The sequence below is a fragment of the Bradyrhizobium sp. Kon37 genome, from assembly GCF_055807535.1.
Genome location: NZ_JBVVOY010000020.1, coordinates 94,243 through 114,707, shown reverse-complemented (window position 1 = coordinate 114,707; position 20,465 = coordinate 94,243). Strand labels below are relative to the sequence as shown.

The 20,465-nt window shown below is 63.9% G+C and carries 18 protein-coding genes; 13 read left to right on the top strand and 5 right to left on the bottom strand.

Annotated features, from left to right (window positions below; all coding sequences use genetic code 11):
• The first annotated feature begins 30 nt into the window (after nt 1-30).
• On the top strand, nt 31-738 hold the full coding sequence (locus AC0L3J_RS28915) for a hypothetical protein (RefSeq protein ID WP_473293768.1): 708 nt from the start codon (nt 31-33) through the stop codon (nt 736-738).
• Between the two features lie 31 nt (nt 739-769).
• On the opposite strand, the gene AC0L3J_RS28910 is transcribed toward AC0L3J_RS28915, so the two are convergent.
• Nucleotides 770-3,652, bottom strand: a complete 2,883-nt coding sequence (locus AC0L3J_RS28910; RefSeq protein WP_473349254.1) for an ATP-binding protein — start codon at nt 3,650-3,652, stop codon at nt 770-772.
• 354 nt (nt 3,653-4,006) lie between these two features.
• Here AC0L3J_RS28910 and AC0L3J_RS28905 point away from each other — a divergent pair, with 354 nt between their 5' ends.
• Complete coding sequence (locus tag AC0L3J_RS28905) at nt 4,007-4,990, top strand: helix-turn-helix domain-containing protein (RefSeq protein WP_473349253.1); 984 nt, start codon at nt 4,007-4,009, stop codon at nt 4,988-4,990.
• Between the two features lie 81 nt (nt 4,991-5,071).
• Here the strand turns inward: AC0L3J_RS28905 and AC0L3J_RS28900 are convergent, their stop codons facing one another.
• The gene (locus AC0L3J_RS28900; protein ID WP_473349252.1) at nt 5,072-7,393 is read right to left on the bottom strand and encodes a molybdopterin guanine dinucleotide-containing S/N-oxide reductase; all 2,322 of its coding nucleotides are present in this window, start codon (nt 7,391-7,393) and stop codon (nt 5,072-5,074) included.
• A 329-nt stretch (nt 7,394-7,722) separates the two neighbouring features.
• On the opposite strand from AC0L3J_RS28900, the gene AC0L3J_RS28895 reads away from it, so the two are divergent.
• Nucleotides 7,723-8,091, top strand: coding sequence for a RidA family protein (locus tag AC0L3J_RS28895; RefSeq protein WP_473293764.1), 369 nt, complete (start codon nt 7,723-7,725; stop codon nt 8,089-8,091).
• On the opposite strand, the gene AC0L3J_RS28890 is transcribed toward AC0L3J_RS28895, so the two are convergent.
• Entirely contained in the window at nt 8,080-9,240 is a 1,161-nt protein-coding gene (locus AC0L3J_RS28890) for a LysR family transcriptional regulator (RefSeq protein WP_473349251.1), read from the bottom strand. The genes AC0L3J_RS28895 and AC0L3J_RS28890 overlap by 12 nt on opposite strands.
• 53 nt (nt 9,241-9,293) lie before the next feature.
• On the opposite strand from AC0L3J_RS28890, the gene AC0L3J_RS28885 reads away from it, so the two are divergent.
• The 3 genes from AC0L3J_RS28885 (at nt 9,294) to AC0L3J_RS28875 (ending at nt 12,299) form a co-directional block, all read left to right on the top strand.
• On the top strand, nt 9,294-10,229 hold the full coding sequence (locus AC0L3J_RS28885; protein WP_473349250.1) for an MBL fold metallo-hydrolase: 936 nt from the start codon (nt 9,294-9,296) through the stop codon (nt 10,227-10,229).
• A 15-nt stretch (nt 10,230-10,244) separates the two neighbouring features.
• A complete protein-coding gene (locus AC0L3J_RS28880; RefSeq protein ID WP_473349249.1) occupies nt 10,245-11,246 on the top strand; it encodes an alpha/beta hydrolase in 1,002 nt (333 codons plus the stop codon).
• Nucleotides 11,247-11,516: 270 nt separating this feature from the next.
• Complete coding sequence (locus AC0L3J_RS28875; protein ID WP_473349248.1) at nt 11,517-12,299, top strand: Crp/Fnr family transcriptional regulator; 783 nt, start codon at nt 11,517-11,519, stop codon at nt 12,297-12,299.
• On the opposite strand, the gene AC0L3J_RS28870 is transcribed toward AC0L3J_RS28875, so the two are convergent.
• Together AC0L3J_RS28870 and AC0L3J_RS28865 are read right to left on the bottom strand one after the other, a co-directional pair.
• Complete coding sequence (locus AC0L3J_RS28870; RefSeq protein ID WP_473349247.1) at nt 12,274-13,215, bottom strand: glycosyltransferase family protein; 942 nt, start codon at nt 13,213-13,215, stop codon at nt 12,274-12,276. The two genes, AC0L3J_RS28875 and AC0L3J_RS28870, sit on opposite strands and share 26 nt — an antisense overlap.
• A gap of 12 nt (nt 13,216-13,227) precedes the next feature.
• Nucleotides 13,228-13,515: a hypothetical protein gene (locus AC0L3J_RS28865; protein ID WP_473349246.1), complete on the bottom strand. Its 288-nt coding sequence runs from the start codon at nt 13,513-13,515 to the stop codon at nt 13,228-13,230.
• A gap of 354 nt (nt 13,516-13,869) precedes the next feature.
• Between AC0L3J_RS28865 and AC0L3J_RS28860 the strand changes: the two genes are divergently transcribed.
• From AC0L3J_RS28860 to AC0L3J_RS28830, 7 genes are read left to right on the top strand one after another with little or no spacing between them, the layout of a single operon-like run.
• Nucleotides 13,870-14,970, top strand: coding sequence for an inositol-3-phosphate synthase (locus tag AC0L3J_RS28860; RefSeq protein WP_473349245.1), 1,101 nt, complete (start codon nt 13,870-13,872; stop codon nt 14,968-14,970).
• Nucleotides 14,970-15,569 (top strand): histidine phosphatase family protein, encoded by a 600-nt coding sequence (locus AC0L3J_RS28855; protein WP_473349244.1) that lies wholly within the window; start codon nt 14,970-14,972, stop codon nt 15,567-15,569. The genes AC0L3J_RS28860 and AC0L3J_RS28855 overlap by 1 nt, the downstream gene beginning before the upstream one ends.
• A complete protein-coding gene (locus AC0L3J_RS28850) occupies nt 15,566-16,669 on the top strand; it encodes a CgeB family protein (RefSeq protein WP_473349243.1) in 1,104 nt (367 codons plus the stop codon). Before AC0L3J_RS28855 ends, AC0L3J_RS28850 begins: the two co-directional genes overlap by 4 nt.
• A gap of 2 nt (nt 16,670-16,671) precedes the next feature.
• On the top strand, nt 16,672-17,481 hold the full coding sequence (locus AC0L3J_RS28845; protein WP_473349242.1) for a nucleotidyltransferase family protein: 810 nt from the start codon (nt 16,672-16,674) through the stop codon (nt 17,479-17,481).
• Nucleotides 17,478-18,245, top strand: a complete 768-nt coding sequence (locus AC0L3J_RS28840) for a TIGR04290 family methyltransferase (protein ID WP_007596136.1) — start codon at nt 17,478-17,480, stop codon at nt 18,243-18,245. The genes AC0L3J_RS28845 and AC0L3J_RS28840 overlap by 4 nt, the downstream gene beginning before the upstream one ends.
• Nucleotides 18,242-19,195 carry a glycoside hydrolase 5 family protein gene (locus tag AC0L3J_RS28835; protein ID WP_473349241.1) on the top strand — a complete coding sequence of 318 codons (954 nt, stop codon included), beginning with the start codon at nt 18,242-18,244 and terminating at the stop codon, nt 19,193-19,195. The genes AC0L3J_RS28840 and AC0L3J_RS28835 overlap by 4 nt, the downstream gene beginning before the upstream one ends.
• Entirely contained in the window at nt 19,183-20,388 is a 1,206-nt protein-coding gene (locus tag AC0L3J_RS28830) for a phosphopentomutase (RefSeq protein WP_473349240.1), read from the top strand. Before AC0L3J_RS28835 ends, AC0L3J_RS28830 begins: the two co-directional genes overlap by 13 nt.
• The last annotated feature ends 77 nt before the right edge of the window (nt 20,389-20,465 follow it).

The following is a 20,465-nucleotide window of genomic DNA, read 5'->3' as shown; positions in this document are numbered from 1 at the left end:
GCTGGCACTTCACGGTGGATATGGCGGGACATGGCGCTTCTTGACGATGTAATTGATGCCAGCGGCGGAATGGCCCGCTGGAATAGCTTGAGCCGGTTCACGCTTCACCTCTCCGTCGCCGGAACGCTGTTCTCCAGCACCGGACATGCCAGCGAATTCAAGGACGTGACGGCGGAGGGCTCGACCCGCACGCAGTCGGTCCGCTTCACCGGCATCACCGGAGGCGAACACTCCGGCTCTTTTCAGCCTGACGCGATCACGATCGAAAGCCTCGAGGGTGAGATCCTCAGGACCTGGCCCAATCCGAGCCTTGCGTTCACCGAGACCGGTTCGCCCGCGCTCGCAGACGAACTGCATCTCGTGTTCTTCTGCGGCGTCGCGATCTGGAATTATCTGACCAATCCATTCCTGCTCGCTCATCCAGATGTCGTGGTGGAGGAACTGCCACCGTGGCAGGAGAACAACGAGTCATGGCGGCGGCTGCGGGCGCAGTTCCCGCCGGGCCTGATCACGCTCGCGCCCGAGCAGATCTTCTATTTCGACGACAACGCGTTGCAACGGCGGACCGACCACGATCTGTTCGGCATGAAAGTCGCGCATTACTCCTGGGCCCATGACAGCTTCGGCGGCATCGTGGTGCCGACGCTCCGACGCGCGCAGACGCTGCGGCCCGACGGAACCGTGGTCGCCAAGCCCGTGCTGATGGATGTCGAGATCTTTGACGCCGTCTTCGAGTAGCGGCACGCGCGAGAAATTGGCTTCGACTTCATCAGGCCGTCGGCTCGTTCAGCATGCGCCGTGCCGCAATGAGATCGGCGGTCTCGAATCCTTCCGAGAACCGGGCATAGGTTTGAGTGAGCTGTTCCAGCGGATTCTTCCCACGATGCCGGATTCGAAGCCGTGCCAGCGACATCTCGGCTCGCAGCCGCCAGGATAACGCGCCCTGCTGTTCGGCGAGCGAGATCGAGGCGACAATATCCGCCTCGGCCGCGTCGAGATTGCCGCCATGGGCCTCCAACTCTCCCCGCAGACGGAGCAGCTCGGGCATGTCGAAGGCACCGCCTTCCTGCTCGACCCGGGCAATGGATTCGTGAAGAACCTGAATGCCTTCCGCAAATCGTCCCAACGTGACCAAACCTTGGGACAGATCCGCGGCGAACGCCGAGGCATAGAGTTCGTAGCGATCGGCATGCAGGCGTGGAAGCGCACTCCGCATTAGGTCGACTCCGCCGGCCACCTCGCCCCGAGCGATCATGCTCTGCGCTCGAAAACCCGCCGCGACGGCTTCGTAGGGCACGAGTCCGTGCATGCTCGCATGCGCGGCCAGGCGATCGGTCATGGCCTCGACTGACGACCAGTCGCCGAGCCAGCCGAACACCGAAGCGGACCAGCATAATGCGATACAATGCATGACCACGTCCTGCGGCGCCGAAGCGCCGACGAGCGGCCGGACGCATTCGAGCGCGCGATCGGGAAAGCCGCGCAGCCATAGCACGCGCGCGAGCGGAATCTGCGGTGTGCGTGAATAGGCGAAATGCCCAGGTTGCGTCCCGCGGAGCGCAGCGTCGTCGCGCAGGCCCTCGTCGAGATGGGCTTGCGCCTCGGCCTGGTCTCCGGCGAGGTGATATGACACGCCGAGCAGCGCTTTGCTCCCGGCGATGCCCGCGGTATCGCCGATGACACGGGCAATCCGCTCTGCGTGAAGCGCAGTCGGCACCAGATGCCGATAGCGACCGGTCCGGCGGTAGAACATGTTGAGCCGGGACAACAGCCTGAATGTGTTGGCGTGATCGGACAGCGCTTCCGCTATTTCCAGCCCGCGCCTGAGCGCCGCTTCCGCCTGCTCGCTGTTACGTTCGGTGAACATGAAGGCGTGACCGAGCGTCGACTGAAGCTCGAGCTCCCATGCGCCGCCCCGGTCGGCCTCGTCCAGCATTGCAAGTGCGCGATCGGACCAGATGCGGGCCTCGTTCAGCAAATTGAGTTCGACAAACAGCCTTGTGCAGCTACCGGCGAGCGGCACGCGCAAGCCGGCGCCGTCGTCGTTGGCATAAGCCCATTGCAGCGCAGCGCGGGCATCGGCGAGCAGGCTCGCGCGTTCCTGCAAACGTGGGGCATGATCGCTGCCCTCCTTATCCTTCATGCCCGCTTCGAGCGTGCATTGAACATAGAGAGCGTGACGATGCGCTATCTCGGCCAGCTGTCCGCCGTCGGCCAGTTTCTGCAGGGCATAGGCACGCGTTGCGTCGAGCAGGCGATACCGCCGCGATGCGCCGTCCGGCTGGACGGACACCAGCGACTTCACCACGAGTTGCTCCAGGGCCTCGACGACGCGGTCCTCCGGCATCTCCGCCCTGGCCGCGACCGCTATCACGCCCTTCAAATTGAAGTGACCTGCGAAGACGGCGAGGCGCTGAAACACGACCCGCTCGCTCTCGCCGATCAGACCGAAACTCCAGTCGAGCGTAGCGCCGAGCGTCTGCTGCCGCGGCGGCGCCGTCCGCCGCCCGCGCCATTCGAGCTGCAGCCGGTTGTCGAGCAGCGCCGCCATCTCGCGCAGTCCATACAGACCGACACGTGCGGCAGCCAGCTCAATCGCCAGCGCGATGCCGTCGAGCTTGCCGCAAATCCGGGCCAGGACTTCGGCATCCTCGTCGGTGATGTCGTCGCGATGCCCCGCCGCGACGGCGCGATCAACGAACAGGCGCACAGCGGGATAGGCCAGCACCTCGCCGGCACTAAGGCGGGTGCCCTGCGGCGGACCAGGGAGCGAAACGAGCTCGAAAATCTGCTCGCCTTCCACCAGCAGCGACTCGCGGCTGGTTGCGAGGATGACGATGCCGGGCGCCTCCCGGTAGATGTTTTCTGCAAGGCGCGCGACCTCGTCGATGACGTGCTCGCAGCTGTCGAGCACGAGAAGCAGGCGGCGGCTGCGCAGGAAGTTGATGATGCTGGCCGTGGGATCATCGTGGTGCACGACGAGGCCCAACGCGGCGGCAACCGTGCTCGCGACCAGGGCCGCGTCCTTGAGCGGACCGAATTCCAGGAAATGGACGTTGCCGTCGAAGCTATCGCGATTCTCGTGCGCGAGCGCGGTCGCGACGGTGGTCTTGCCGATGCCGCCCGGCCCTCGCAGCGTGACGAAGCGATCGCGGAGCAAGCGCGTCGCCAACTCGGCCACGGCGTCCTCCCGCCCGACCATCCGGTCCAATCGACGCGGCAGAGACGGTGGCGGCGCGGCCCTTTCGGGCGCACGCGACGCCAGCGCAGCCAGCTCCGCGCGCTCGCCACGCCGCACGGGCGCGACGAAGCAATAGCCCCGGCCCGGAATGGTGGTGATGTAACGTGCACCGTCCTTTCCGTCGCCGAGCACCTTGCGAAGCTCCGCGACATGGACTCGCAGGCTGATCTCCTCGACAGAAAGTCCGGACCACGCATAGCCGAGAATTTCGTCCTTCGGGACCACTTCGCCGGCGCGACTGACCAGCAGGCGCAAAATATCCATGGCCCGGCTGCCGAGCCTGACCGGCAAGCCATCCTTCTCCAGCAGCCGCGACCGAAGCGAAAATGGCCCGAACGCCACGGTATCGAAATCGAGCATCGTCGCGGCCTCGCTGCCGCGGGGCCCGTGTCCCGCCGAGAGCTCGGTCACTTCTGACTCATCCTGACAGCTGCTCCATGGAAATGCGGCGTGACTATACCCGGCACTGGTGCGAGGTCCAGCGAGGGCACCGCAGAGAACTCACACCGCCGCATCGCTCTCCACCGGACGTTCTGCGCTCTCCCGAGTCGGGGCGGAGATGCGCAAATATCTGATAAAATTTGAAAAAAAGACGTTTCCTGAGACGGGATGTCGCACCTGATGCGGTCCCACAAAAACTAACACATCCTAATCACCACTAACGAGCTTGCAGCGCAGCTCACCCCTATCCTCTCACCATGGAAACGTGGGGCTTTGCGCGTTTGCTGGTCGCAAACAGCGGAGAAAGCCCGGAGAGGACGAACGATGTTGACCAATTTGCAGGCAGCCGATGCCTGGATTGAATTTCCGGGCGGCTCGGGGGATTGCGAGATCCCCCAGGCAACACAGGGGATCATTCGAGAGCGTCAATGGCGTCAGATCGATCCGCGCGCGGGGGCGGCCGCTGAGGACATCGCGATCTCGCGATGGGAGGACCCGCGGAGCACCTCGTCGCACCAAGCGACGACGCCTGAGGATCGCTATTTCGTCGGCGTCGCCCTGAAGACCACGCGGGCGAAACTGACCCGAGATCGCCAAGTCATTTTCGACGGGGCCATGCCCGCGGGCACACTGTATCTCACCGCGCCGTCGAAGCCCCTTGCCGTGCAATTCCAGTCGCCATGCGCCTTCTTGCACATTTACATTTCCGCGGACCAATTTCCGGCACAATTTTCCGGGACCGAGGGATTGAATGATCTCGTGTTGTTGCGCGATCCGCTCGCAGCCGAGCTTGCCAAGGCGCTGATCGAACTTGGCGACGCCGCGGACCACGAGTTTACGCGCTGCATCGGTCAAACCCTTGCGATGCATCTGGCGCGCCTGGAATTGCCACGCGCCAGGGTCAATGCCTTGCCGAAATGGCGGCTGCGGCGCGTCGAGCAATATGTCGCCGATCACTTCCACCGCTGCATCAGCCTGTCCGAACTCGCCAACGTCGCCGGCCTGTCCAGAATGCACTTTGCGGCGCAGTTCCGCGTCGCGACCGGTTACCGGCCCCGCGAATATCTTCTCAATCACCGGATCGAGCATGCCAAGATGCTGCTGGCAACCACCGACCGGCCGTTGGCGGAGATCGCGCTTGCGGTCGGCTTCAGCACGCAGGCGCATTTTTCGACCGTGTTCAAGCGCATCAGCGATCAATCCCCGGCACGCTGGCGCCTCGCCAGCAAGGGCGAACGGCGAGAGATGCAAGCATTCCCGCCGCGTCGTCCTTCTGCGGAGAGAGACTGGATCAGCGCAGCCGCGTGAACATCGCTCGCGCCCTCATCCTCCCGGGCCTGCGAGCCACTCGGGGCCGTCCCTGCACCCACACAGGGCGGCCCCTTTTTTCTACACCGGATCGAAAGCCCGGATCGGCGGCAGATTGCCGGTGAACTTCTCGACCTCGACGGTCGTGAGCTGGCCGGTGCAGCCCTGCGCGAAGGACGAGGTGCCGACGTCGCGTGTGAGCACGTTCGGGTTGCCGTGCACGCAGAGCGGCGCGTCGTCTTCGGGGTCCATCGGGTCGTACCAGGCGCCGGTCGGGAGCTGAACCACGCCGGGCGCGATACCGTCGGTGACGTGGACCGCGGCGAGACAGGCGCCGCGCGCGTTGAACAGCCGGATGATATCGCCGTGCTTGATGCCGCGTGCGTCTGCGTCCTGCGGGTTCATGCGCGCGACCTCGCGGCCGCGATGTTTGCTTTGAAGCGAATGACCACCGAAATCGAGCTGGCTATGCAGACGCGTCACCGGCTGGTTGGCGACCAGGAAGCACGGCGTCTCCGGCTTGGGCATGTCGGACTTCTCCAGCCAGACCGGATGGCCCGGGCAATCTGCATCGCCATGAGCCGCGATCTTGGCAGAGAATATTTCGATGCGACCGCTCGGCGTCGGCAAAGCGTGATTGACGGGATCGTCGCGGAAGCGGCGCAGCCGACCGCCGTCGTCGGGCTGTTGCGGCACCACCAGGCTGCCGCGCCGCCAGAACTCTTCGAAGCTCGGCGCCTCCAAACCGCGCGCTTCGAGCGAGGCGCGGGTCGGCTCATAAAGATGTTCCAGCCACTGACGTGACGTCCGCCCCTCGGTGAAGGGCTCGCGCGCGCCGAGACGGTCGGCGAGATCGGCAAAGATCTCGTAATCGTCGCGCGCAAGGCCGAACGGCTCGGCGATCCGGTGCATCGCAACCATCAGGGGATCGTTGCTGGAATAGCCGATGTCTTCGCGTTCGAGCGTCATCGTCGAGGGCAGCACGATGTCGGCATGCCGGGCCGTGGCAGTCCATGCGAGCTCGTGCACGACCAGCGTGTCGACTTTCGCAAACGCCTTGCGCAGGCGGTTGATGTCCTGGTGGTGATGGAAGGGATTGCCGCCGGCCCAGTAGACGAGGCGGATATCCGGATAGGTGCGCGTCTCGCCGTTGTAGCGATAGGTACTGCCGGGATTGAGCAGCATGTCGGCAATGCGCGCCACCGGAATGAAATCGCGGACAGCGTTGCGGCCCTGACCCAATGTCGGTCCCGGCACGTCGTTGACGCGGCGGCCGTAATAGCCGATCGCCCCCAATGAATAGGCGTAGCCGCCGCCGGAGAGGCCGATCTGGCCGAGCGCTGCCGCCAGCACCATGCCCATCCACACCGGCTGCTCGCCATGCTCGGCGCGCTGGAGCGAATGAGAGACGGTGATGAGCGCGCGCTTGCCGGCGAGCCGGCGCGCCAGCTTGCGGATCGTGTCCGCATCGACGCCGCAGATCGCGGCGGCCCATTCGGCGTTCTTGGGTTGGCCGTCGCTGTCACCGGTGAGATAGCGCAGGAAGACGGGCCATCCCTCAGTGTAGCGATCAAGGAAGGCCTGGTCGTGCAGGTTTTCCGCGATCAGCGTATGAACGATGCCGAGCATCAGCGCGGTGTCGGTGCCGGGCACGCAGGTCATCCACTCCGCGCCGGCCTCGACGGGCAGGTCTTCGCGCAGTGGGCTGATAAGGATGAACTCGCAGCCGCGGCGGCGCGCAGCTTCCATCGCGCCGCGCTCGACATGCTTGCTGATCGAGCCGCCGGCGACCATCGAGTTCTTCAGCGCCATGCCGCCGAACGCCAGCACGATGTCGGTGTCAGCCGCAATCTGCTCCCATGTAACGTTGCGCTTCGTGATGTCCTCGTAGCCGCAGAGGATCTGCGGCAGCAGCACCGAGGACGCACCGGAGGAATAGGAGTTCACCGAGCGCACATAGCCGCCCAAGGCGATGTTGAGGAAGCGATGCACCTGGCTTTGGGCGTGGTGGAAGCGGCCCGCGCTCGACCAGCCATAGGAGCCGCCGAACACCGCGCCGGGGCCGCGCGTGTCACGGATGCGTGCCAGCTCATCGCCGAGCAGATCGAGCGCCTTCTCCCAGCTGACGGAGACGAATTCGTCGCGGCCGCGGCGATCGTCCGGACCGGGACCGCGTTCGAGCCAGCCGCGGCGGATCGCAGGTTGGGTGATGCGCGCCTGATGGCGCAGCGCGCCGGGAAAATTGCCGATGATGCCGTTCGGATCGGGATCGCCCGCATACGCCCTGACCTCGAGCCCGGCCTCGCCTTGACGTGCCGAGAACACGCCCCAATGCGAGGTGTGCGGCTTGAAGCCGTCGGACAGGTCGAGGCCGGGGTCAGGGAAGCCAATCGTATCGTCCATCGTCGCAATCCTTGTTCCGGTCGCGGCACTGTCCCGGCCGCACCGATGTCATCCGGGTAGCAGTATAGCGATCCGCTGTTCGATGTCGTCGGGTCACGGCCGGCGAAAATGCCGGGCGCTCGTGCAAGGACAGCTTGGCGAACGTTCGCGGGGACGACAGGCGGCGATTTTTCGACCAATTTGTGCTTTTATTTTCAACGTCTTAGCGGTCTGCATTCAGAGCCGTGCGGTCCGTCTTCCGGCAAGACTTGGCGCGAGATCTCTTGCGACGACACTGACATTGAAATGTGCGATATGCCGGCTCGTCACACAGCAACATCGGTCCCATCATGATCAAGCGCGTCTTGCCCTACGAAGGTCTGCTCCACGAAGTGGTCGAGCACAATGGCGTGCTTTACATCGGTGGCATCGTCCCCGAGGACGCGAGCCTCGATATGTCCGGCCAGGCAAACGACGTCCTCGGGCAGTTGGCGCAGCTGCTCAAGAGCCTCGGATCCGATCTGAGCAACGTCTTGCAGGTGACCATCTACATGACGAGCCTCAAGGAGAAGGCAGACTTCAACGCGGCCTGGAAGGCGCATTTTGCAGAGGCTCATCTGCCGGCGCGCGCCGCAATCGGCGTGGCCGATCTCGGTCCCGGTGTCAAACTCGAGATCACGGCCATCGCCGCTCGAGGATCATCAAGTTTAGATGCGTGAACTGGTGCGGTTGAGGCAAGTCGAATCAGAGGCGGCCGCTTGGTACAGGCACTCGCGTAGCCAGGCATGAGCGCCGTCCTCCTGATTGCGCGGATGCCACAGCGCGACGATGCGCGCTGGCGGTAGATCGAGCGGCGGCGGCGTGAGATCGAGCTCGTGGGAAAATCGCATCAGAAAGCGTCGCGGCAGGGTGCAGATACAGTCGCTGTGGGCAAGGATGACCGGCGCCAGCGCATAGGTTTGAATCGAGACGGCGACGCGTCGGGAACGTCCGAGCGCAGCCAGCGCATCGTCGACGAGGCCTGAGAAGCCGCCGCCGTCGGCAGAGATCAGCAGATGATCGAGCGCACAAAAGCGATCGAGATCGAGCGCGCCGTCGCCGCGGGGATGCCCCTTGCGCTGGGCGGACAGGAAGCTGTCTTCGAAAAGCGGGCGCTGCATCAGATCGCCATGTGCCCCGTCAGCCCCCGTCACCAGAATGTCGATCTCGCCCCGTTCAAGCCGATCGACGACGTCGCGCGTGGGATGAACGAAGGCCAGCCGCGCCCGTGCGGCCGTGGCGGTCAACCGCGCGACGAATCCGGGCGCCAGCGTCACGGCTGGATTCTCATGGATGGCAACGACAAAGGTGCGCTGGCTGCGGACCGGGTCGAATACGGCCGGCCCTTCGACCATGCGACGGAGCTTGCCGAGCACGTCCGCCAGCTCCGCCTGCAGCTCCACCGCTCTCGTCGTCGGCACCACGCCGCGGCCCGCCGCCGCAGGCACGAACAACGGATCAGCAAAGACCTGTCGCAGCCGGTTCAACCGAGCCGAGAGCGCCGGCTGGCCGATGTTCAGGCGCGACGCCGCGCGCGTGACGTTCTGCTCGCGCAGCAAAGCCTCCAGGGCGAGCAATAGGCCAAGGTCGATCTCGGCGAGATCGGTGTCGTCGGCCGGCCGACCTGGACCGTGTTCCGCATCCGGCATCGGTCCTCCTCCGTTCAAGGCACATGATCGCGGCCGGACGAGCCGCAGCGAGAGAAGTAAAGCCAAAGTGGCGGTCTGAAAAGCGGGGGCTGACAGCCTTTCGATATCGACGGGGTCGATGGGACATATCGAGCCCACCGCCCTCCCGGCGGCGTAGTGCGCTTCGTACTTCAAGGTCACGGCGGCGCCGGCAATCAGGCCGGCCCAGCCACGACCTGGAGTGGAGGACCTTGATGACGCAAGCAACCAAAACCTATCGCGTCGGCGATGCAGCCGTTACGCGGATCGATGAGTTGCGGCTTGCCGCATTCAAGCTCGACGCCCTCTATCCTGACGCCGAGCCGGATGCGCTGGAGCGCCATCGCGACCGGCTGGAGGCGGGCTCGTTCGATCCCGCGACCGGCACCTTTATTCAGAGCATCCACAGCTGGCTGGTCAAAACCCCGCACCACACGATCCTGATCGACACGGCGACCGGCAACGACAAGAACCGGCCCGACATCCCGCCGCTCCATCGTCTGAACGAGCCCTTCCTGGCGCGGCTGGCGGCGGCGGGCGTCACTCCGGAACAGGTGGACTACGTCCTGCTCACGCATGTCCATGCTGACCACGTCGGCTGGAACACGCGCCTGGCCGACGGCCGCTGGATTCCGACGTTCCCGAATGCGACCTATGTCTTCTCCGGGATCGAGCAAGCCTACGGCGAGAGCCTCGCGGCGGGCACCGACCCCACAGGGGCAGCCCGCCCGGACCCGGCGCTCGGCCCGGCGGCGCGCAAGCCGGCCGACCGCGTCTATGACGACAGTGTGCGGCCGGTGATCGAGGCCGGGCTTGCCCAGCTCATCTCCGTGAATGGCGAGGAGGTCCTGGACGGCGTCTCCTTCATTCCGACGCCCGGCCACAGTATCGATCACGCGTCGATCCGTCTCGTATCCCGCGGCCAGCAGGCGCTGTTTGCCGGCGACGTGATGCACCATCCGCTGCAGGTGTATGAGCCTTCGCTCAATTCCTGCTTCTGCGAATTCCCCGAGGCCGCCTTGCGCTCGCGCGCCAGCGTCCTGGAGGACGCAGCCGAGCGTGGCGCAACCGTCTTCACCACCCATTTCGCACAATCGTCCGTCGGACGCATCGACCGTCGCGGCGATCGCTTCGCCTGGCAATTCCTCTGATCAAGGAGACCGATCATGGACCAGCAAACTTACGCGCAGGCAGACGGGGCCGACATCGTGGTCGAGGATCTCATGATCCCGAGCGACACGGCCGGCATCTCGCTTCACTTGCGCAACAAGCGACACGCGGCGCTCACGACGTTTTCCGCCGAGCGAACCATCCTGATGATGCATGGCGCGACCTATTCGTCGGAAAGTCTGTTCGACGCGCCGCTCGGCGGCATCTCCTTCATGGATTATCTCGCCGGGCATGGCTACGACGTCTTTGCACTCGACGTGCGCGGCTATGGCGGATCGACGCGTCCGCCCCAAATGGACGTGGCGCCCGAGGACTCAGAGCCGCTTGTTCGCACCGAGGTGGGCGTGCGCGATCTCGCCAGCGCAGTTCAATATATCCTGAAGCAGCGCAACATCACGCAGCTCAATCTGGTCGCGATGTCCTGGGGCGGCTCTGTGGCCGGCGCTTACACGGCGGGCAATAACGACAAGATCGTAAAGCTCGCGCTGGTCGCGCCACTGTGGTTGCTGAAAGGCCCGGCTCCGATCGATGCGGGCGGCCGCCTCGGGGCCTATCGCAACGTCCCTGTTCTGGACTTCAGGGAGCGCTGGCTTTCGGCAGCGCCGGAAGCAGCGCAATCAAGTCTAATTCCGGCAGGCGGCTTCGAACTCTGGGCGAACATCTCGCTCGCGACAGACCCGCAGGCCAGCGCAGGAGCTCGTCCGCTCATGCGTGCCGTGAACGGCCCGATCCTGGACATCCGCGAATACTGGGCCGCCGGCAAGGCCCTTTACGACGCCAGCAACATTCGCGTGCCGGTGCTTCTGGTCCACGCCGAATGGGACCGGGACGTGCCCATCAGCTCGGCACTGGACTTCTTCCTCTCGCTGAAACAAGCGCGATATCGGCGATGGGTCGAGATCGGCGAAGGCACGCACATGGTTCTATTGGAGAAGAACCGATTGCAGGCGTTCGACGCGATCAATCAGTTTCTCTCGGAACAGTATGAGCATGACTAGCACGATCTCCGCCCGGATCCCTCCGCGAGAACACAGATTCTTCGCCTGAGCGCGCCTCGCGCTTTCGGTTCCCGAATCGTCCGATCCTTGAGGACGATCGCATGAGCCCGTCTACTGTTCCGGAACCGTTTGACCGATGGTCCCTCCCACTTCTGGGCGCATGCTGGGCAGACAAACATGACCTGCATGGAGTGAAACTATCAAAGTTTAATGCGCTCTATCGTTCTCATCGATCAGATTGGGGACGGGTTCTGAGTTGTTAGGCGACCAATGCAGGCAGGATTTGCGTTCTCCAAGCTCGCCGACCGGTTGGCGAGCCTCACTCCCGTAACGGCCGACGATCTCCACCTGCTCGCGGACATGGCAAGCACAATCGCGCATCTCGGTTCGCGTCAGGCCGTTTTGCGGCATGGCGATGATGCCACCCAGTGCTGCCTGCTCCTTCAGGGATATCTCTCCTGGCAGGATGCAGAGAGTACGGACGGACAGATCACGTCAATCCATGTTCCCGGTGACATCGCCGATCTACACACGCTTTATCGTCCTCGCGTTGACGGCAACCTGATCGCACTTGGCCCCGCCATCGTCGCTCTCGTGCCACACCGTTTCTTCCACGATTTGTCGGCGCGTTCGCCCGCGATGGCTCGCGCACTGCTGCTGATGCTGCTCACCAGCCACGCCATTCAGCGCAACTGGACAGTGAACCTGGGTAGCCGTGATGCATTGACACGCGTGGCGCATCTGCTGTGCGAGATCACTACCCGCCTGCAAAGCGTCGGCTTGGCGAGAGATCTCAGGCTGCCGTCACCCTTTACCCAATCGGACCTTGCGGCAGCATGCAGCATCTCCCCGGTCCACGCCAACCGCACGATTCAGGAACTGCGACGATGCAATCTCCTGCAATGGCAAGGTAAGACGGTAACGATCACGGACTGGCCGGGCCTCGTACGGCTCGCAAGATTCGATCCGACTTACCTGGGCATTCCGTCCAGCCGCGACGATGCGTCGTCCTCGCGTCTCCGGCCACTTACGGCGGACCTTGCGCTCGCTTGAGCCCGTTTCGGACAACACCTTGGCGGATTGCGGAGCGTGCAATCAGGGCCTCCCGCACCTCTCCAAGGACGCTATCCCAATTGCCTGATGTCCTCTGATGAAACAGCCGCAGGCTCGGATACCAAAGGGAATGGGACTCGGATGACGGCCAGCGCCAATCGCAATCCGCATGCAACAAGACCCACGCGTCACAGCCGAGTGCTCCCGCGAGATGAGCCACCATGGTGTCGACGCAAATGAGCAGATCGAGCCGCTGGAGGAGATGACCGAGAACCGTAATGTCAGGCGTACTGATGTCCCGAGCCCCAATCTCGGCCAGTTCGCGCGTTCGGGCCCCGCGTTGCAGCGAGCAGAGCGTCACGCCGGGAACGGCAAGTTCCCCTAGCAGGGACGGCGGGATGGTCCTTCGCTTGTCCCAGTTGCCGACTTCCCAAACCAGGCCGACGGCAAGACCTTGTGGCAGTGGTAGCTCGAGCGCCGGCGGCAGCGATAAGTAAGGTGCGCGCATTTCGACGTGCTCCCGCCTCGCCCTTATGGCATGCGGCACCTCCATAATCTCGATATCGACCTCGAAGTCGACGTCAGGTGCACCGTCGTGGAGCGCAAAGGCCCGATCGACGCCGGCCGCTCGCTCAACCAGCGGCCGAAGCTCGCTCTGGCACCAGACCGTGACGCGGCGCGCGACGCCACGAAGCGGCCGCATGAAGCGCAGGAACTGGATGGTGTCGCCGAGCCCGTGGTAACAGCGGACCAGTACATCCTTGCCCCTCAGCTCCTCGCCGCGCCAGATGCGCTGGAGGTGACGAGGCCCGGTATGCTTGGGTGGATACGCAAGCATTGCCAGATCGCGGTCGCTGATCGCCCAGGCGCGTTCGAACTCGCCTGCCCGCATCGCCTCCGTCCAGCTGCCCGACACGTGGTGATCCAACTAGCGTCGCACGAATTTGTGAAAGCGGCTCGGCTTTCCGTCCTTGGTGCGGTCCTGGTGGAGGAAGGCAATGCCGGTCTCGTCGAACTTGGCGAAGAATTCGTCCCAGCTGATCCGGTCGAGCCCGTCGTCGGGCGGATCGAAATCGATGCGCAGGATACCGGCGTGTCCGTCCTCCTCCGTGGCCTTGACCGTCGCGGGCTTTCCGCCGCGCTCCTCCGCCCATTTCCGGATGACGTCATGGCTGGTGGTCTGCTGGGCTTCGCTGGTTTGTGATTTGGATGACATGTAACACCTCGATTTCTGACAAAGAGCAAGCGACGGTTAGGTCGTCGCGTCAGACTGTTTCGCCGTGAACGCCGGACGCGAGGATTTGTTCTTTTGTAGGCCGGACTCTCTCAAAGCATCATCTTCTTCATCTTCATCATGGCAGCGTTTCGTTCCCGCCAACCTGCCCGGGATTCTATCCCAGGTTAAGCGCGCGTAATTTTTTCGGCCGAAATCCGACGTGAGGTGGACATAGTGTCGTGACTTCAGGAACGAACATACGTTCCTCACGTTCGCCGACGTACTTACGTCAACACTGCAAGTCTTCAACACTGCATGCCTCAACGCTGCACGTCTTCCGGAGGGCCTCGATCCATGCATTCTCGTCTTCAGGACAGGCGGCGCGTGCGCGTCGGCATCGTCGGTGTCGGCAATTGTGCGAGCTCCTTCGTTCAGGGGCTCTCCTACTACCGGGACGCCAAATCGAATGAGCCGGTGCCTGGGCTGATGAACGCCGATCTCGGCGGCTACCACATCAGCGACATTCAGGTCGCGTCGGCCTTCGACGTCCATGCCGGCAAGGTCGGACGCGACGTGGCCGAGGCGATCTTCGCAGCGCCGAACAATACGCACCGCTTCTCCGAAGTCGCACCCACCGGCGTCATGGTCCAACGCGGCCCGGTCATGGACGGCGTCGGCCACTATCTCAAGGACGACGTCCCGATCGCGGATGTCCCGGAAGCCGACGTCTCAGAAGTGCTCGCGACGTCGCGCACGGACGTGCTTGTGTCCTATCTTCCCGTCGGTTCGCAGCGCGCGAGCGAATTTTACGCCGCGCGCGCGATCGAGGCCGGCTGCGGCTACGTCAATTGCATCCCGGTCTTCATTGCCTCCAATCCCGACTGGCGGCGGCGATTCGAGGATGCAGGCCTGCCGATCGTCGGCGACGACATCAAGAGCCAGGTCGGCGCCACCATTCTGCACCGTGTGCTCGCCAATCTTTTCCGCGAACGCGGCGTGCGGCTGGACAGAACCTACCAGCTCAATGTGGGCGGCAACACCGATTTCAAGAACATGCTCGAGCGCGAGCGGCTGACGTCAAAGAAGATCTCCAAAACCCAGGCCGTGACCAGCCAGTTCGACGTGCCCATGGATGCCGACAATATCCATGTCGGCCCGAGCGACCATGTGCCGTGGCTGACCGACCGCAAGCTGGCCTTTATCCGCCTGGAGGGCACGACGTTCGGCGGTGTTCCCTTGAGCGCCGAAGTCAAGCTCGAGGTCTGGGACTCCCCGAACTCGGCAGGCGTCGTGATCGACGCGGTCCGCTGCGCCAAGCTTGCCATGGACCGCGGGCAGGCCGGCGCGCTGACGGGCCCCTCGAGCTATTTCATGAAGTCGCCGCCTCAGCAGTTCACCGACGAGGAAGCCGGACGGCGAACGCGCGCCTTCATCGACGACAAGGCGTACACCTGATGGCGAAGATCATTCATCTGATCCGCCATGGGCATCATGCCCTGCTCGGCCGCACGCTCTGTGGCCGGATGAAGGGCGTAGAACTCGATGATCTCGGCTGCGAGGAAATCGCGCGATGCGCCGATACCTTCACGCCGCCGCCGAGCATGGTCCAGTCGAGCCCGCAGCGGCGCTGCATGCAGTCGGCCAGCATCCTGGCGGCGCGCTTCGGTCTGCCGGTCGAAATCGTGCCGGCACTCGACGAACTCGACTACGGCGAATGGACCGGACTGTCGTTCGAGGCGCTCGCCCGGGACCCCCGATGGTCGCGCTGGAACGAACAACGCGGAACGAACCGCCCGCCGGGCGGCGAAAGCATGCGGTCGCTCCAGAGGCGCGTCGTCGCCCATCTGGAGCAGTTGCGCAATGATCATGGCAGCGGCACCGTCGTCGTCGCCGTCAGCCATGCCGAACCGATCCGCGCGGCGCTGCTGCATTATTCCCGGAAAGAGCTCGACGATTTCCTCTCGATCGAGATCGACCCCGGCAGCGTCAGCACCCTCAGCGCGGACAATCGCGGACTCAAGATCACCGGGATCAATCAGCGGGTGCCAGCGTGAAGATCGTGATTTTCGGCCTGACAATTTCCTCGTCCTGGGGCAACGGTCACGCCACCTTGTGGCGAGGGCTTTGCAAGCATCTCGCGCGAGCCGGCCACAGCGTCGTCTTTTTCGAGCGCGACGTGCCCTATTACGCCGGCGCGCGGGATTTGCACGAGCTGCCCGGCGGCCAATTGCGACTGTTCTCGAACTGGGACGATGTGCTTCCTTTGGCGCGCAGCGACATTCGTGATGCCGACGTCGCGATCGTGACCTCCTATTGTCCCGACGCGATCGCCGCCACGGAGCTTGTCCTGTCCGAGGGCCGTGCGGTGCCCGTGTTCTACGACCTCGACACGCCGGTCACGCTGGCGAAGCTCATGGACGGCGAGGCCGTTCCCTATATTGGGCCGCGCGGCCTGCGGGATTTCGCCCTGGTCCTGAGCTTCACCGGCGGTCCACGCATCTGCAACGAATTTCGCGACAGGCTCGGCGCCTGCAATGTCCGCCCGCTCTACGGCCATGTCGATACGGACACCCATCGACCGGTGCCGCCGCAGCCGCATTACCGGGCGGATCTGTCCTATCTCGGCACATATTCGCAGGATCGCCAGCGCGCGCTCGAGGCTCTGTTCGTCGAACCCGCACGCAGCAGGCAGGATCGGCGCTTCCTGATCGGGGGTGCACAGTACCCGGAAGATTTTCCCTGGTCGCCAAACATCTACTTCGTGCAACACTTGCCGCCGTCGGAGCACGCGTCGTTCTTTGCGTCGTCCCGGCTGACACTCAACGTCACGCGCCGCGCCATGGCGGAGATGGGCTGGTGCCCCTCCGGCCGCCTGTTCGAAGCTGCTGCTTGCAAGGCCCCGCTGCTCAGCGACGACTGGCCAGGACTCGATGAATTCTTTGTACCCGGGCAGGAGATCCTGATCGCACGCGATGCGAAGGACACGCTTGCTGCGTTGACTATGGCCGACGCCGAGCTTCAGCACATCGCCGGGCGCGCCTATGAACGGACCATGGATCAGCACACATCCGACAAGCGCGCAGCCGAACTGATTTCGCTGCTCGAGCGGACGGCATCCTTCGGGGCGCGCCGACAGCAACCCGAGGAGGCCTGATCATGTGGGGTATCGTTCCGGCCGCGGGCCGCGGCAGCCGCATCCAGCCGCTCGCCTTCTCCAAGGAGTTGCTTCCGGTCGGAAGCCAACGGGACGACGGCGTCGACCGTCCGTGCGCCGTCTCCGAATATCTGCTGGAGCGGCTGATCCTTGGGGGTGCCGACAAGATCTGCTTCGTGATCTCCCCCGGCAAATCGGACATCCTCGAATATTTCGGCGATCATTACGGCAGCGCCCAGCTCGCCTATGTCGTGCAGCCCGATGCGTCGGGGCTGTGCGATGCCGTGTTCAGGGCGGGCACGGTGGTTGGCCACGACGAAGACATCCTGGTCGGACTTCCGGATACCGTGTGGTTCCCAAAGGCGGCCCTGCAGGCGTTGCCGGCCGCTGACCTGTCATTTCTGCTGTTTCCGGTTGAACACCCCGAGTTCTTCGATGCGGTCGTGCTCGACGGCGATCGCGTCACGGAAATCCAGGTCAAGCAGCCGGATGCGGCGTCGAAATGGATATGGGGCGCCTTCAAGATGTCCGGCAACGGATTTCGCGAGCTCCAGTCGCTGTGGACGAAGCGCGAGCGCCGGGATGAATATTTCGGGACGCTCGTCAATGCCTACCTCGCGGCCGGCGGCCAGGGTCTCGGCATCAAGGCTGGCGAATCCTATGTCGATGTCGGCACCATCGACGGCTACCGGACGGCAATGGCGTTGCTCGCGGAAAGCTCTCCCGGGAACGGACGCTCTCGACTACTGGCCGGCGGTTCGCCGGAGGCAGCCCGCCCAGCCCAGGCAATGAACAATGGAGTGACCGCATGAGCAGTGGCGCCCTCTCCCGCGAGGAAATCCGCCAGCGCGTCGATGCGCTCGGGCCATGGTTTCACAATCTGGACCTGAACGGCGTGCCGACCGCGCCTTCACACTTTCTCGGCGACTATCCCAACGTGAAATGGCGCCGATTCTCCGGGATCATCCCGGACCGCCTCGAAGGCAAGACCGTGCTCGATATCGGCTGCAATGCCGGTTTCTACGCCATGGAGATGAAGCGACGCGGCGCCGAGCGCGTCCTCGGCCTGGACACTGACGACGAATATCTCGCACAAGCGCGCTTCGCGGCTGAGGTGAACGGGCTCAGGATCGAATTCCGCAAGATGTCAGCCTACGATGTCGGACAGCTGCGCGAAAAGTTCGATCTCGTGATCTTCATGGGCGTGCTCTATCACCTGCGACACCCTCTGCTGGCACTCGACCTGATCCACGAGCACGTGGCTGGCGATCTCCTGCTGTTTCAATCGATGCAGCGCGGCGACAGCCGCGTGGATTCCCTCGACAAGAACTACGACTTCTGGACCACCGATCAGTTCGATTCCCCGGGCTATCCAAAGCTGCACTTCATCGAGAACAAATATGCCGACGACCCCACCAATTGGTGGGTACCGAACCGCGCCTGCGCCGAAGCCATGCTGCGCAGCGCCGGATTTGCGATCGCGGCGCATCCGGAAGAGGAAGTCTATCTCTGCAAGCGGGTGACAAGGCCGCAGGCGGAAGGTCCGGTCTATCCGTCGCGGGAGACCGGCCGATGATCGAAGCCGCCAAGATCTGGAACGAGCCCAACAACAAGTCGCACTGGGACATCCTGATCGATCCGGATTGGACCATGTTCGCGAGCCTGGCGCTCGCTGCGGGAAAGGCGATCCGCAGCGCGCATCCCACGCTCCCGCGCGTGCTTGGCGGTATATCGCCGATCGATCCGTCCTTCATCCGCAACATGCAGGCGCGCGGCGTGCTCGATCATGTCGATGCCGTGGCCGTGCACGGCTTTCCGCTGGACTGGAACCTATGGCAGATCGCGGAATGGCCGGTCAAGATCGACGAGATCAAGGCGGTCACCTCGTTGCCGGTCTGGGTCACCGAGGTGGGAGTCTCGTCCTTCGGTGCCGAGGAGGTGCAGGCCTGGGGACTGACCCGAACGGCGGAGTTGTTGATCGGCCGGGCGCCGCGAATTCACTGGTACAGCCTCTACGATCTTCCTTCCAGCTGGGAGGCGACCACGCGGCACAAGGAAGCTGAAGGCTCGTCGTACTATCGGCACTTCCACATGGGGCTGCTGCGCGAGGACGGAACGCCGAAAGCCTCGGCGGACCTGTTCGCCCAATATGCACCAGCGATGGGCCTGTGCCAGTGGTTTCACTTCGAGGACCACCGCCTCGACGACGCCGTGCGCTGGATGCGCCGGCTCGGCGTGCAGCATCTCAGGACCGGCCTGTCCTGGGCCGACAGCTTCCGTCCCAATGCGCTCGCCTGGTTCGATCGGCAGATGGACGCGCTGGCCGAGTTTCAGGTCACCGTGACCTTCTGCTTCACCCCGGAACATCGAGGTATCGAACCTCACCACACCAGCCCGCCCCTCGACGTCAACGAGTTCGCGGATTTCTGCGCACAGATGGTCGAACGCTATTGCGCGAAAACCGGACTCGCGCCCTCCGCAGCGTCTTCCCGCCCAGCCATCTCGGAGCCGACATGCGTGCCCTGATCCTGGTGATGGACTCCGTCGGGATCGGCGCCGCGCCCGATGCCATCAATTACGGCGACGAGGGTGCCGATACCGTCGGCCACATTGCTGAGATGTGCATGGCCGGCACTGCCGACGGACCAGGCCGGGAGGGGCCGCTTCGGCTTCCCAATCTGGTTGCGCTCGGCCTTGGCCAGGCTTGCCGTCTCGCCACCGGGCGCGTACCGCCGGGGCTCGATGGCCGTCCTGAGCATGCGCGATTTGGCTGCGCGAGCGAGATCTCCAAAGGCAAGGACACGCCATCCGGCCATTGGGAGATCGCCGGCGTGCCGGTGCCGTTCGACTGGGGCTATTTTCCAAGAACCAAGCCGTGCTTCCCGCGCGACCTGATGGAGCACCTGTGCGAACAGGCTCGATTGCCTGGCATCCTCGGGAACTGTCACGCCTCCGGCACCGAGATCATCGCCGAATTCGGCGAGCGTCACATCAGGACGGGCGAACCGATCTGCTATACATCGGGCGACAGCGTGTTTCAGGTCGCAGCGCACGAGCAGACGTTCGGACTCGAACGCCTCTATGAGGTCTGCCGCATTGCCCGCCGACTGATCGATCCCCTCAACATCGGGCGCGTCATCGCACGTCCCTTCATCGGCACGTCGGCAGGTGACTTCAAGCGGACAGCGCACAGAAAGGACTTTTCCGTCCCCCCTCCCGAGCGGACGATCCTCGATCTTGCCGAAAGCGCAGGCCGTGACATCGTCACGATCGGCAAGATCGACGACATCTTCGCCCATCGCGCGACCGGGAGGAACCTGCGCGGCGACGGCAACCAGGCGCTGTTCGACGCCACGCTCGATGGGTTGGCCTCTCTCGCGGAGGGCGGGATGTTGTTCGCCAATTTCATCGATTTCGACACGTTGTACGGCCATCGGCGAGATGTCGCGGGCTATGCAGCGGCGCTCGAAACATTCGATGCGCGCGTTCCGGATCTGCTGAACCGCCTGCGCGATGATGATTTCCTGATCATCACGTCCGATCATGGTTGTGACCCCACCTGGAGCGGTACCGACCACACGCGGGAACAAGTGCCGATTCTGACGTGGAGCGCGCGGTCAACTTCTCCGATCGGCAAGCGCGCCGGATTTGCGGACATCGGCGCGACGGTTGCGAGCCATCTCGAACTGCAGGCGCCGGTTCACGGCGTGCGTTTTTAGCCCCGCTGCACCCGGCAGATTCACCTGGGTTATTGATCCAGGTTAGAGAAATATTCGTTTGTAGGTTTCGCAGGAAC

Bases quoted from the DNA above. Each gene is read 5' to 3' on its own strand.
- AC0L3J_RS28915 (WP_473293768.1), top strand. From the start codon at position 31: ATGGCGCTTCTTGACGATGTAATTGATGCCAGCGGCGGAATGGCCCGC.
- AC0L3J_RS28905 (WP_473349253.1), top strand. From the start codon at position 4,007: ATGTTGACCAATTTGCAGGCAGCCGATGCCTGGATTGAATTTCCGGGC.
- AC0L3J_RS28900 (WP_473349252.1), bottom strand. From the start codon at position 7,393: ATGGACGATACGATTGGCTTCCCTGACCCCGGCCTCGACCTGTCCGAC.
- AC0L3J_RS28895 (WP_473293764.1), top strand. From the start codon at position 7,723: ATGATCAAGCGCGTCTTGCCCTACGAAGGTCTGCTCCACGAAGTGGTC.
- AC0L3J_RS28885 (WP_473349250.1), top strand. From the start codon at position 9,294: ATGACGCAAGCAACCAAAACCTATCGCGTCGGCGATGCAGCCGTTACG.
- AC0L3J_RS28880 (WP_473349249.1), top strand. From the start codon at position 10,245: ATGGACCAGCAAACTTACGCGCAGGCAGACGGGGCCGACATCGTGGTC.
- AC0L3J_RS28875 (WP_473349248.1), top strand. From the start codon at position 11,517: ATGCAGGCAGGATTTGCGTTCTCCAAGCTCGCCGACCGGTTGGCGAGC.
- AC0L3J_RS28865 (WP_473349246.1), bottom strand. From the start codon at position 13,515: ATGTCATCCAAATCACAAACCAGCGAAGCCCAGCAGACCACCAGCCAT.
- AC0L3J_RS28860 (WP_473349245.1), top strand. From the start codon at position 13,870: ATGCATTCTCGTCTTCAGGACAGGCGGCGCGTGCGCGTCGGCATCGTC.
- AC0L3J_RS28855 (WP_473349244.1), top strand. From the start codon at position 14,970: ATGGCGAAGATCATTCATCTGATCCGCCATGGGCATCATGCCCTGCTC.
- AC0L3J_RS28845 (WP_473349242.1), top strand. From the start codon at position 16,672: ATGTGGGGTATCGTTCCGGCCGCGGGCCGCGGCAGCCGCATCCAGCCG.
- AC0L3J_RS28840 (WP_007596136.1), top strand. From the start codon at position 17,478: ATGAGCAGTGGCGCCCTCTCCCGCGAGGAAATCCGCCAGCGCGTCGAT.
- AC0L3J_RS28835 (WP_473349241.1), top strand. From the start codon at position 18,242: ATGATCGAAGCCGCCAAGATCTGGAACGAGCCCAACAACAAGTCGCAC.
- AC0L3J_RS28830 (WP_473349240.1), top strand. From the start codon at position 19,183: ATGCGTGCCCTGATCCTGGTGATGGACTCCGTCGGGATCGGCGCCGCG.